Raw genomic sequence first — 12,692 nt, forward strand, 5'->3', positions numbered from 1 at the left:
TGCTCGCGGGGCGGGTGAGCGGCTGAACACCCCCCGGGGCTCCGGGAAGCTTGTGGTGGAGTGCTCGCCAGCACCACCTTCCGCTCCATGGAGGGTGTGCCGATGAGCGATACGCGTCTGCCGTGGGCCCTGGGATGGGCGAGCGTGGGAATCGGTCTGACGGAGCTGGTCTTCGCGGAGGGGCTCGCCCGGGTCCTGGGCCTGCCGCGCCGCCGCACGCGATGGATTCGCGCCTACGGGGTCCGGGAGCTCGCCGCGGGCGCGGGGCTCCTGCGCCAGCCGCACCGGCCGGAGTGGGTCTGGGCGCGCGTCGCGGGCGATGCGCTCGACCTGGCCGCGCTGGCCTCTACCTTCCGCCGTCCTCGGGCGGATGCGCGCTGGCGGGGCGCCCTCACCGCCACCGTGGTGGGCGCGACGCTCGTGGACCTCTACGCCGCTTCGCGGCCCGTCCTCGCGCGTCCAGTCTCCTCCGAGCTTCCCTTGGACACCGGCGGCCCCCGCGAGAGCTGGCGCGGCAGCGGGCTCGCCGAGGACGTGGGCGCGCACGTGTCCCCGGGGGAGGCGCCCCTGTCGGAGAAAGCCCGGCGGCGCATGATCAAGAACGCCGAGCGCCAGCTGGGACTGCCTCCGGTCGAGGACCGCGGCCCGCGCCGCTGACGGGGGGAGGAGTCCTCGGGGGGCCCGGTGTGATACTCCTGGCCGTGCATGAGCACCTGGTCCCCCGCCTCCTGGAAGACGAAGCCCATCGCCCAAGACGTCGCCTACGAGGATCCGAAGGACCTCGACGAGGTGGTCACCACGCTCGGACGCCTGCCGCCGCTGGTCACCTCGTGGGAGGTGGAGCGGCTGCGGAACCTGCTGGCCGAGGCGCAGCAGGGGCGCCGCTTCCTGTTGCAGGGCGGTGACTGCGCCGAGTCGCTGTCCGAGTGCCGTCCGGAGATCATCACCAACCGGCAGAAGATCCTCCTGCAGATGTCGTTGGTGCTCATCCATGGCGGCCATCGGCCCGTCATCCGGGTGGGCCGCATCGCCGGCCAGTACGCCAAGCCGCGCTCCAAGCCCACCGAGGTGCGCGGCGGCGTGGAACTGCCGAGCTACTTCGGAGACCTGGTGAACCGGCCGGAGTTCACGCCGGAGGCGCGGCGGGCGGATCCCCGGCTGATGCTGGCCTGCTACCACCACGCGGCGATGACGCTCAACTTCGTGCGCTCGCTGAGCGACGGCGGCTTCGCGGACGTGCACCACCCGGAGTACTGGGACCTGAGCTTCTTCCGGCAGGCGGCCGTGCCGGGCGAGCTGCGCGAGGAGTACGAGCAGACGACGCGCAAGCTCAGCGAGGCCCTGCGCTTCATGGAGGCGCTGGGCGAGCGCAACGTGTCGGAGCTCTCGCGCGTGGACTTCTACACGAGCCACGAGGGGCTCAACCTGCACTACGAGTCGGCCCAGACGCGCAAGGTGCCGTGGCGGCAGGGGTGGTACGACCTGACGACGCACCTGCCGTGGATTGGCGAGCGCACGCGCGCGCTGGATGGCGCGCACGTGGAGTTCTTCCGGGGCATCCGCAACCCGGTGGGCGTGAAGCTGGGCCCCAGCGTGTCGCCCGCGGACGCGGTGCGGCTGGCCGAGCAGCTCAACCCGGACAACGAGCCGGGCAAGCTGGTGCTCATCACCCGCATGGGCGCGCAGCGGGTGGTGGACGCCCTGCCGCCGGTGGTGGAGGCGATGCGGCGCGCGGGCCGGCTCGTGCTGTGGGTGTGCGACCCGATGCACGGCAACACCGTGTCCACCGCGTCCGGCATCAAGACGCGCAGCTTCGACGACGTGCTGCGCGAGGTGGAGCGCAGCTTCGACGTGCACGAGCAGCTCGGCTCGGTGCTGGGCGGGGTGCACTTCGAGCTCACGGGCGAGGACGTCACCGAGTGCGTGGGCGGCGCGGTGGGCCTCACCGAGCACGACCTGGGGCGCAACTACTCGTCCCTGTGCGACCCCCGGCTCAACTACCGGCAGGCCTTGGAGATGAGCTTCCACCTCGCCCGGCGCATGAGCCGGCTGCCGCGCCCGACCCGGCCCTGATCAGCGCGAGGCCTGGTCCTTGTCGTATTGCTCCACCAGCATCCTGACCTGGGGCGCCTTGTCGCTGTTGGGCGCCAGGCGGAGGAAGGTCCGGTAATAACTCGCCCCCTCCGCGGAACGGCCCAAGCGGGCGACCGCGGACCCCAGGAGCATGTAGCAGGGCGCGAAATAGGGATCGGCTTGGATGCATTGCCAGAGGGTCTTCTCGGCCTCCCTGTAGTCGCGCGTTTGGATCAGCCGCAGCCCTCGCGCGTGGAGGGACGCGGTGTCGGTGTTGGAGGGGGTGTCGCGCTTGCGCGCCACGGGGGGCTTGGGGACATGGGTCCCGGGCTCTTGCTTGGGGGCCGCGGTCCGAGGGGGCGGCGCGGCGGCGAGGGTCTCGGTGGGCGAGAGAGGGTCTTCGCGCGGGGGGGCCTGGACGGGCGGGGCCACCTTCGGCGGCTCGGGACGCGCGGCGGTCTCGGGGGGCGGGGCGGCGGGGGCCGTGCGGGGCAGGGGTTGGAGCGCGCCGAGAGAGGCCGGGGGAGGTGTCTCGCGGTGCAGGAACAGGAGCAGGGCACCCACCAACGCGGCGCCCACCCCCAAGGCGGGAACGAGCCCGCGAGGCCACTCGGTGGCGGGTTGCTCGGCGGTGGTCACATGCGCTTCGTCTGGAGCCGGTGAGGCAGCGCGAGGCGCGGGGGTGGCCTTGAGCCCTCGCGGCTCGGTCCGGCCCTGGCGCCACAGTGACAGCTCCTCGAGGAAGGATTTGGGGACGTGGACCTCCCGGCCCTCGGCCTCCAGGTCCTCGCGGAAGAGCTCCTGCAGCAGGTACGACACCGACATGGAGGAGAAGCGCGGCGCGGAGGTGTAGAGGAAGCCCGCGAGCGCGTCGCCAAAGGCGTGGCAGGACTCGAAGCGCTCGTCGGCATCCACCGCGAGCGCGCGCATGACGATGTCGTCCAGCTCCTCGGGCACCTCCGGGTTGAGCTCCCGGGGCGAGGGGAAGGCCCCATCCACGATCTTCGGCATCGCCGTGTACGCGGGGCCGGAGACGGGCAGCTTGCCGCACAGCAACTCGTAGAGCACGACGCCCGTGGCCCACACGTCCGTGCGCGCGTCCACCTCCTCACCCCGGGCCTGCTCCGGCGAGAAGAAGAGGTACTTGCCCTTCACCACGCCGGGCTCCGTCTGGAAGTTGCGCAGGGCGCGGGCCTTGGCGATGCCGAAGTCCACGATCTTGACCTGGCCCTCGTAGCTCAGCAGCACGTTGTCCGGGGAGATGTCCCGGTGGACGATGCCCAGGGGCACGCCCTTGTCGTCCCGGCGCGTGTGCGCGTAGTGCAGGCCCCGGCACATCTCCAGCGCGATGAAGACCGCGAGGGCCGTGGGGATGCCCTGCAGCCCCGTCTTGAGGGCGCGCTTCATCACCCGGTGCAGGGGCTGGCCGTCCACGAACTCCATGGCGAGGAAGAACTCGCCGTCCGCCCGGCCGAAGTCGAAGACCTGGGCGATGTTGCCGTGCGAGAGCGTGGCGGAGATGCGCGCCTCGCTGATGAACATGGCGATGAAGGAGTCGTCGTTGGCGTACTCGGTCAACACCTTCTTGATGAGCACGGGCTTGGTGACGCCGGCGGCCCCCAGCAGCCGGGCCCGCCAGGTCTCGGCCATGCCGCCCCGGCCGAGCTTGGACACCATCTCGTACCGGCCGAATCGTTCCCGCGTCGATTGCTCCATGTCGGGCGCATCCTACCCGCAACGTGGGTGACCTTCCCAACCCACCCCCGCGGGTCGGCCGGGCCTCTCCGCGCCTCGGGCCGGGCCCCTTCTGGCTTCGAGTGCACTGAAATCCTCCACCCAGCGCCCTCTTGCCCGTGGGGGAAATGGTTGGCTGCGAGGCGAATGAGAGGGGCTGGGGTGGAATTCCGCTGTGCTCGTCCTGGCTTCGTGCCACCTTCGCGGCGCTTGAGCCGCGTTGGTGCCAGCCGAGGCGGGGGCTCGGTGGGCCCCAATGCCTCCTCTCCCCCGGAGACATCCATGAGTCACGCGAAGCCTTGCTCCGCGAGGCATCTGACAGGACACCTGCGTCTGGCCACCGTGGTGGCCCTGCTGTTCGCCCCGGCCTCGTTCGCCCAACCCTCGGGCCTGCCCTCCTTCGAGTTGGAGCGCCTGGAGCTCAACCCCAACGGGAAGGGCTCGCTGGTGCTGGGCACGGGCGACCTGCTGCCCCAGGGTGGCTACCGTGTCTCGCTGGCCGGGCACTACCAGCGCAATCCGCTGGTGTTCTACCTGGACGGCTCGCGCGTGGGCGCGCTGGTGTCCGACCGTGTCACGGCGCACCTGCTGCTGGCCTGGGCGCCCCTGCGCTGGCTCGAAGTGAATGCCCAGTTGCCCCTGGTGGCCTGGCAGCGCGGAGACGACCTGACGGCCCAGCGCCTGGGCCGCCCCGCCACGACGGGCCTGGGCACGCCGGTGGTGGCCGCGCGGGTGGGGCTGCTCTCGCAGGTGCGGGACGCGCCCCTGGACCTGGCCCTGGAATTGGGTGCGGGCCTGCCGTTGGGCAGCGCGGACACGCTGTCGCGCGACACGCCCCTGCGGCTGTCGCCCAAGGTGATGGCGGGCCGCCGCTTCGGCCGGTGGCGCGCGGGCGCGGAGGCGGGCGTCCTGCTGCGCTCCTCCGTGCTGCTCAACGAGGATGGCAACATCCAGGACGAGCCGGGCTCGGAGTTGCGCCTGGGCGTGGGCGTGGCCTCCACGGGGCCTCGGCTGCGCGGTGAGCTCAACGTCCGGGGCGCGGTGCCGCTGTCCCGGCAGGGGGGCTCCGTGGAGGTGCTCGCCGGTCTGCGCCTGCCCGTCAACGAGACCACCGAGGTCTACGCCCTGGGCGGTCCGGGCTTCGGCTCGACGCCGGGCACGCCCCTGTTCCGGGTGCTGCTGGGCGTGGCCTTCGGACGCACGGATCTGGCGTCGGACCTGGCGCGCCTGGACGACGACGGCGACGGCATCCGCAACGGCGAGGACGCCTGCCCGTACGAGGCGGGTCCGGCGTCGCGTCAGGGCTGCCCGCTGAAGGATCAGGATGGCGATGGCGTGGAGGACGCACAGGACGCCTGCCCGACGCAGGCCGGCCCGGCGGAGCGCGGCGGCTGCCCGCTGAAGGATCAGGACGGGGACGAGGTGGCGGACGACCTGGACAACTGCCCCACCGAGAAGGGCCTTCCGAGCAATCAGGGCTGCCCGGCGCAGGAGCCCCAGTTCGTGGTCATCACCAAGGACAAGATCGAGATCAAGGAGTCGGTCTTCTTCGCCACCAACGAGGCTATCATCCAGGAGCGCTCCTTCACGATGCTGGACCAGCTCGCGCGGGTCATCCAGCGGCACCCGGAGATCAAGGCGATCGTCGTGGAGGGCCACTCGGACACGCAGGGCAACGCCGAGGCCAACCGCAAGCTGTCGCTCGCGCGGGCGCGCTCGGTGAAGACGTACCTGGAGGGCAAGGGCGTGGAGGGCTCGCGCCTGGAGGCCAAGGGCTACGGCCCCGACCGGCCCATCGCCACCAATGACACCCCCGAGGGTCGCGCGGCCAACCGCCGCGTGGAGTTCACCATCATCACGGCGCCCCAGGGCGCGCCGGAAAGGAAGCCGGGCTCATGAGGACTCCATTCACGCGGAAGGGGCTGCCCCTGGTGGGCCTGCTCGTGCTGGGCTCGACCGGCGCGAGCGCGGGGCCGGACACCGTGGGCGTGGGCTCGGGGCGCAATGGCGCGCTCACCGTGTCCGCCAACGGCACCCTCGTCAACGCCTACGCGCCGCTGACGGCGCCCGTGGCGCGCAAGGCGCTCGCCCTGCCGGTGGGCCCCTGCGTGGGCAACGTGAGCGGCGCCTGTTTCGCCGAGGGTGACCTGGTGCTCGTCTTCCAGACCACGGGCCTCACGCCCCCGCCCGTGTCGGGAGACCGCGCGGCGCTCGAGCTGAGCGCCTCCGCCGTGGGGCGCTGGGAGTTCGCCCGGGTCACCGCGGTGACGCCCACGTCCCTGGGGCTCTCCGTGCCGCTCGTGCGGGACTACCCGGTCGCGGGCACCCAGGTCATCCGGGTGCCGGAGTACACCACCGTCACCGTCGCCGCGGGCGCGAGTATCACCGCCTCGCCCTGGAACGGTGGCCTGGGCGGCGTGGTGGCGTTGCTCGCCACGGGCACCGTGGAGAACCAGGGCACCATCTCCGCGGACATCGCCGGCTTCCGGGGCGGCCAGTACGTGGCCAAGGATCTGTCCGCGCGCGGCTGCTCGGGGCTGGATGAGGGCGCGGCCGGAGGCGCCCAGAAGGGCGAGGGCCTCGCGGGACCGGATCGCTACGGCTCCACCCAGACGGGGCGGGGCAACGTGGCCAACGGCGCGGGCGGCGCGGTGTGCTTCCGCTCGGGCGGTGGGGGTGGCGGCAACGGGGGCGAGGGCGGGCAGGGCGGCCGCACGGACGCCACGGATGGTTCCCGCGACGTGGGCGGTCTGGGCGGCGCGGCGCTCGTCGCGGACCCGTTGACCCAGCTGCTGTTGGGCGGTGGCGGCGGCGCGGGCCACGGCACGTCCGCCTCGGGAGTGGGCGGGGGCGTCGGAGGCGGAGCCGTCTTCCTGCGCGCCACCCAGCTCACGGGCCCGGGCTCGCTGAGCGCCTCGGGTGGCTCGGGCGGCACGGTGCAGGATGGTGGCAGTGGCGGAGGGGCGGGGGGCGCGCTCTACGTGCGCATCGTCCGCACGGCCGGGTGTGGCATCTCCAACGCGAGCGGTGGCATTGGCAGCACCTCGTCCTCGCCGCGCGTGGGTCCGGGCGGAGGCGGAGGCGGCGGCCGGGTGCTCTTCCAATCGGAAGCTGGAGCCACCTGTGACCTGCTCTCCACGGGCGCCTCCTCGGGGGGACAACAAGTCCCCGCGGACGGCTCCTACGGCGCCCAGGCGGGTTCCTCCAGCACGCCCACCCAGTACACCTACGGCTTCATCATCCCCGAGGCTCCCGTGGTCACCGCTCCGGCGAGCGGCCTCTACACGAACAACCCGCGGCCCCGCATCACGGGCTCCGCCCCCGTCTATCCGCAGCGCGCTCCCGCGCTCACCGAGGTCATCCTCCTCATCGACGGCGAGGAGGTGGGCCGCGTGACGACGGCCGCGGATGGCTCGTTCAGCTTCGACCTGCCCCAGGACCTGGCCGAGGGCGCGCACACGGTGCGGGCCGTCACGGCGGTGGATGCCGTGCAGAGCTTGGAGAGCAACGCCACTCCCTTCATCGTGGACATCACCCCGCCGGAGACCCAGGTGTCCGGGCCTCGGGGCGCCATCCAGGACCGCAACCCGCGCGTGGAGTACGGCGCGAACGAGGAGGGGGTGACCTACACGTGCAGCCTGGACGGCGGGGAGTTCGTCCCCTGTCCCGCCGATGGCGTCTTCGCGGACCTGCCGGATGGGCCGCACTCGGTCCAGGTCCGGGCCCGGGATCGCGCGGGCAATGAGGATCCGCGCGGCGCCACCCTGAACTTCATCGTGGCGGTGGCGGACCGCGCGCTGCTCGGGGATGGCCTTGGCTGCTCGGCCACGGGCGGTGGCGGCGCGCTCTTCGGGTTCGGCCTGAGCGCGCTCACCCTGGCCCTGCGTCGTCGGCGGCGTGAGCACATGCGGAACGGCTGAGCGGTTCCGTAGGTCGGCTCCATCTGGACCTTGGGCTCATGCGGCATGTGGAGAACTTCGGCTCATCTTCGCATTCGTTCTCCATTTCCGCTGGGCCCTGTTTTGAATTCGTCTTTGGACGTGATTCGCCACGAACCACTCGCTCGATGAGTTCTTCCGCGAGGGCCTGATGTCAGACTCAGGAAAGTCATCCAAGGAGCTTTGGTCCTTTCTTTTTGACGAGCCCCAAAAGAAATTGAGTTCCGCATTCCCGCCTGTCTCCAAGCAAAGCCCTCAATGGAATACAAAACTCCATGTGAAGGTGAAGGGCGACGTTCCAGTCCGAGACAACTTCTCGGTCAGTGGGCAGGTTCAGGGCTTTGGCATCGTGTACAAGCCAGAGGGCGTCAATCTACGAGAAAAGCCATCGCCTGGCGCGCGAGTGCTGAAGCACCTGACTTTCAACACCCGCGTCTTCGTCGACTCAACCAGTAACGGCTGGTACTTCGTCACGACTGATGATGGGCGATTCGGCTACTGCGTGGACACGCACATCCGCACGAACATGCCCGAGCCCCAAGCGAAAGTTCACTGGGTTCAACATGGCGATTCGGCGCTCCTGCTCTCCACCGGTACTACGGAGGCAAAGCCCAATGGGGAAACGATCACCGCTTCTACGTGAATGGCCTTTGCCATGCGAACCAGGGGGAAGGGCGACGTGGAATCTTCAAAAAGGAAACTCGCGCAGATTGGGGTACGACTCAGGTCATCGAAGGCGCGATGATCTGGATTCCCGAGGTCGCATTCCTGAAGACCTTGCGCGGCAATGTCTCGTCAGAATCCATCACTCACGAAGCATGGGAGGCGGCGAGTACGGCGGCTCAAGCGACTGTTGATTCCATGCTCGGAGCATCGGTCTTCGTGGCCGGCATCGTCCACGGCGTTCTTGAGTCTCTCTGGGATGTGTTGGTGGGGCTCAAGGATCTTGCGGTGATGATCTGGGATATCCTCGCGAGTGTGCTCACGGGGCATTTGCTCACGGACGCCCTCACGCTGTGGCGTGACTTGAGTACACTCGATTGGAAGACACTCACCCAGGGTTGGATCGAGGATTTCACCGGGAAGTGGAGTGCCGATGCGCTCATCGGTCGATGGCGCTTCCGTGGCTGGGTGATTGGCTATGCCATCATGGAAGCCCTGATGCTGTTCTTCTCGGGTGGCGTCATCCAGGGCATTAAATGGTTGGGAAAAACATCCAAGCTCACGAAGATTCTCATGGGCATGCCGCGGGTGCGGAAACTCGCCGAAGCGGTCAAGGCAAGCAATGCCTTCCAGAAGGTTCCCGCGATGCTGGGCAAGGGCGCGGCAATCGCGGAGACCGCGGCGGATGCCAAGAAGTGGATCAATCAGCTCCTCGTCAAGCCGAAATCCATCTGGGGCAAGGGGCCCGAGCAGATCGCCGACGTCTTTCGCAAAGCAGGGTATGAAGTCGCCATCGAGCCGTCGACCAAGGGCTCGAAGCTCTCCAAACAAATACGAATCAAGAAGTTCGATATTCAGAACATACAAGTTCACCCAGGCGGTGGTCGGCACGGGGGGTCCTATTATAAAATCTCTAGCTCTTCCAGGCGGGTCCTCAAAGTGGTCGACCGCGCGACCTATGTACCGACATTGGGTGAGAAGGCGATCATCATCTACGTGGACAGCGGTCTTGAAGGTTGGATGCTGCGAGCCGTCGCGGCGAATGCCGCGGAGCAGAACGGCTTCCAGGAGATTGATGCCGCTATAGAAGGTGGCGGAGTGCGATGAAAAACGGGCTTGTCGTTCACGTGCATGGGGTCGCATCGCCCGAGGAGGCGGAGCAACTCGAATGGCTTGGAGTCGACCTGGTGGGAGTCGTGGTGGGGGGGCGCAAGGCGGGCCGGGTCATGGGTGGCGACGAAGCCAGCGCGATTGCGTCGCGACTCAAGCAGGCGCGCTTGTGCGTGGAATCCGTCAATGGAACGCCCGCGCTGGATGCCAAGGCCGCCAAACGGATGGGCGCCCAGGTGGTTCATGTCCCCTGGGGGACGGAAGTGTCGCGGGCCTGGCGTGAGTCACTCGCCCAGGAAGGGCTCGAATGGGCGCTGGTGCGTGTGGCGGCCGATGAAGACGATGACCCCGCGTGGGTGAGAGGCCGCCTGGAGGAGTTGGGCGCGCCACCGCCGGCATGGGCTCAAATGGAGATCTGTCCGTCGCTCGAGGATGGTTGGCGCATTGTCCGCGAGTCGAACGAGGACGCGCTCGATGCCCGAGATCTCGACGCAATCGCGGCGGAGACCCCGATTCTGTTCTCCCTTCCTCTGTCCCTCGACAAAATCAGAGAAGTACGAAGGGGGTTGAGTCATGCCCGGGGCTTTTCCTTTGCGCTCGGAGATCGACTGGGCGAGGCACCCGGGGCGCATCACTTTACTTTGGAGCAAATACGCGCACTGCTGAGTCAATTCGATGCGGCGGTCGATTGACCTCGTCGTGGCCACGGGGCGCGCGACTCACAGGGCTTGCAGGCGCTGGAGATAGGCCCGCAGGTCCTCGTCGCGCAGTTCCTCCTCGGTGAAGTCGATGTGGAGGGCCTTCATCACGGCGAGGAGCTCCTTCGTCTCCTGCATCCGCGAGACCCCGAAGCCATAGGGATCTTCCACGGGCGCCTGTCCCGCCTCGGGCTGCACCAGCGCACCATTCCTGAGCAGCATGTACAGGGGCAGCGAGCCGAGCGTGCGGGACACCACCTGCTCGCCGGGCCCGAGGGGCTGGGGGAACAGCTCCTTGACGCTTTCCTTGTAGAAGAAGGTGCCCAGCACCTCGTAGGCGGGGTGCTCCGCCTTGATCTCCCCCCGCCAGCCCACGAGCCCCACCTCGGCGACCCGCGTGGCGATGCGCGCCCGGTGCCGCGAGTCCAGTGGCAGCGTCTCGGGATCCAGGCCCGTGCGCCCCTGGAGCGCCACGTAGAGCCGGCTCAGCGCCTCCAGGGACTCGTCCGGAATCTGCGAGGACCGCGAGTCCGTGGGGCGGATCTCCAGACCCTTGAGCAGGCGTTGCGCCACCCGATGCCGCTTCAGTTCCTCGGGCGGCAGGCCGACGGCGTAGGCGTGCAGCCGGGCGATGTCCTCGGGGGTGGGCGCCAGACCGTGCGTGGGCCCCGAGGGCTCCAGGACATAGGCGGCGAGCTTCTCCACGTGGCCCGGCGTCATCGCCGCGTCCAGGGCGTCGCGGACCTCTCCCCGTGCCGAGGCCTGCTCACCCCAGGTCACCACCCTCAGCCCGATGATGATGCCCGGCACGAGCAGCGCCCCGAGGACGAGCAGCACGGTGAGCACCTTGTTCAGCCCGGGCGCGAGCCGGCCCAGGCCGAAGATCACGAGCGCGATGACCGCGGTCGTCAGCAGCACCTGGGGCCAGGGCCTCGCGTACGCGGGCGCGGAGGAGAACAGCGTGGGCAGCACCGCGATGCCGAAGGCCAACAGGACGAGGGCGATCAACTGCACGTAGAGCATGGACTTCTTCCGAGGAGGGGCCGCGTCGGGCATGGGGCTCGTCGTACTACGGTGGACGCTCCGGCGGGGAATCCACCCCCGGATGACTTCTCCGAAGCGCTGGGGTGCAATCATGCGCCATGCACGCGCTCTCGCTTCGTGAAGACCGTTTCCTGGAGGTGCTCCGGCGCCTCATCGCCCTGACGCCGAGGTTGCAGAACAACCCGGCCGCCAGCCTGGTGCCCGAGGAGCGGCTCGCGGCCCGGGTGGTGCTGGACGCCCTGGCGCCCCACATCCAGAGCGGCTTCCTCCAGGCCGAGTCCCTCGCGGCGCCGGGGTGCGAGGCACGTCCCAGTCTGGTCCTCACCGTGAAGGGCACTGGCGAGGGCTCGGTGGGTTTCGTGGGCGCGCACTTCGACGTGGTCCCCGCGGACGCGAAGGCCGAGGGGTGGGAGCGCGATCCCTTCACCTTGTGGGAGGGCCCCGGCGGCCTCCTCTACGGGCGCGGCGTCACCGACTGCCTGGGCCACGTGGCGGTGCTGACGGACCTGCTGGCGCAGCTCGCCGAGCACGGGGTGCGCCCGCGCCGCACGCTCAAGGTGGTGCTCATCTCCAACGAGGAGGCCTCGGAGCTGCCGGGGCTGGGCCTGGGCTACGTGGCCGAGCAGGGTCGGCTCCGGGACCTGGTGGGCCAGCCCGTGTACTGGCTGGACAGCGCCAACTTTGGCCCCACCGTGGGCACGGGCGGCATCTCGCTGTGGGAGCTCAAGGTGAAGGGCGTGGGTGGGCACTCGGGCATGCCCCAGAACTGCGTCAACGCGCTGGAGCTGGGCATGGCCGCGTCGCTGGAGCTGGCCCGCTGGTTCCACGCGCGTTTTCCCGCCACCGCTGACGAGAAGACCTGGGGCTTCCTCTCCTCCTCCAGCCTCAAGGCCACCGTGGTGGAGGGCGCCAATACCAAGGAGTCGAAGATCCCCGCCGAGGTGCTCCTGCGCGGCGACCTGCGCCTCACGCCCTTCCACGACCTGCAGGAGGTGCGCGCGGAGGTGGTGCGCTTCATGCGGGAGCTGGATGCGCGCCTCGAGCGCGGCGAGGCGCCCGAGGGCTTCCCCCGCATCCGGACGGCGGCGGGCCAGCGCGGCGCGCTCGAGTTCCGCTTCCTGGGCGAGGGCATGGAGGGCATCGCCTGCAGGTTGGACTCCCCGGGCCTGCACGCGCTCCAGGATGCGATGCGCGCGGTGCGGGGCGTGGAGCCCACGCCGTTCTCGCTCACCGGCTCGCTGCCGCTGGTGAAGGATCTGCAACGCCAGGGCTGTGACGTGCAGATCACCGGCTTCGGGGAGATGGCGTACTACCACGCGCCCAACGAGCAGGCCCGGCTGGAGGACTTCCGCCAGGGCTTCTCCATCCTCCGCGAGCTGCTCACGCGACTGTGAACCGCTGTCGTCACCGTCCTGGCATGCTCGGGGGCTCC

10 protein-coding genes are annotated in these 12,692 nt (G+C 69.6%); 8 read left to right on the forward strand and 2 right to left on the reverse strand.

The window, feature by feature from the left end:
* Positions 1-102: 102 nt before the first annotated feature.
* Together I3V78_RS14715 and I3V78_RS14720 are read left to right on the forward strand one after the other, a co-directional pair.
* A complete protein-coding gene (locus tag I3V78_RS14715) occupies positions 103-657 on the forward strand; it encodes a hypothetical protein (RefSeq protein WP_204488374.1) in 555 nt (184 codons plus the stop codon).
* Between the two features lie 48 nt (positions 658-705).
* A complete protein-coding gene (locus I3V78_RS14720; RefSeq protein WP_204488376.1) occupies positions 706-2,073 on the forward strand; it encodes a class II 3-deoxy-7-phosphoheptulonate synthase in 1,368 nt (455 codons plus the stop codon).
* Here the strand turns inward: I3V78_RS14720 and I3V78_RS14725 are convergent, their stop codons facing one another.
* A complete protein-coding gene (locus tag I3V78_RS14725) occupies positions 2,074-3,789 on the reverse strand; it encodes a serine/threonine protein kinase (RefSeq protein ID WP_204488377.1) in 1,716 nt (571 codons plus the stop codon).
* Between the two features lie 300 nt (positions 3,790-4,089).
* On the opposite strand from I3V78_RS14725, the gene I3V78_RS14730 reads away from it, so the two are divergent.
* From I3V78_RS14730 to I3V78_RS14750, 5 genes are all read left to right on the forward strand, one after another.
* A complete protein-coding gene (locus tag I3V78_RS14730; RefSeq protein ID WP_204488379.1) occupies positions 4,090-5,706 on the forward strand; it encodes an OmpA family protein in 1,617 nt (538 codons plus the stop codon).
* A complete protein-coding gene (gene agmC / locus I3V78_RS14735) occupies positions 5,703-7,727 on the forward strand; it encodes an adventurous gliding motility protein AgmC (RefSeq protein ID WP_204488380.1) in 2,025 nt (674 codons plus the stop codon). Before I3V78_RS14730 ends, agmC begins: the two co-directional genes overlap by 4 nt.
* A 169-nt stretch (positions 7,728-7,896) precedes the next feature.
* The gene (locus I3V78_RS14740) at positions 7,897-8,388 is read left to right on the forward strand and encodes an SH3 domain-containing protein (RefSeq protein WP_204488382.1); all 492 of its coding nucleotides are present in this window, start codon (positions 7,897-7,899) and stop codon (positions 8,386-8,388) included.
* A gap of 98 nt (positions 8,389-8,486) precedes the next feature.
* The gene (locus I3V78_RS14745; protein WP_204488384.1) at positions 8,487-9,515 is read left to right on the forward strand and encodes a hypothetical protein; all 1,029 of its coding nucleotides are present in this window, start codon (positions 8,487-8,489) and stop codon (positions 9,513-9,515) included.
* A complete protein-coding gene (locus I3V78_RS14750; RefSeq protein WP_204488386.1) occupies positions 9,512-10,210 on the forward strand; it encodes a hypothetical protein in 699 nt (232 codons plus the stop codon). The genes I3V78_RS14745 and I3V78_RS14750 overlap by 4 nt, the downstream gene beginning before the upstream one ends.
* A gap of 27 nt (positions 10,211-10,237) precedes the next feature.
* Here the strand turns inward: I3V78_RS14750 and I3V78_RS14755 are convergent, their stop codons facing one another.
* On the reverse strand, positions 10,238-11,272 hold the full coding sequence (locus tag I3V78_RS14755; protein WP_204488387.1) for a hypothetical protein: 1,035 nt from the start codon (positions 11,270-11,272) through the stop codon (positions 10,238-10,240).
* A gap of 86 nt (positions 11,273-11,358) precedes the next feature.
* Here I3V78_RS14755 and I3V78_RS14760 point away from each other — a divergent pair, with 86 nt between their 5' ends.
* Positions 11,359-12,654: a M20/M25/M40 family metallo-hydrolase gene (locus I3V78_RS14760; RefSeq protein ID WP_204488389.1), complete on the forward strand. Its 1,296-nt coding sequence runs from the start codon at positions 11,359-11,361 to the stop codon at positions 12,652-12,654.
* The last annotated feature ends 38 nt before the right edge of the window (positions 12,655-12,692 follow it).

The organism is Archangium primigenium, assembly GCF_016904885.1.
Classification (GTDB): domain Bacteria; phylum Myxococcota; class Myxococcia; order Myxococcales; family Myxococcaceae; genus Cystobacter; species Cystobacter primigenius.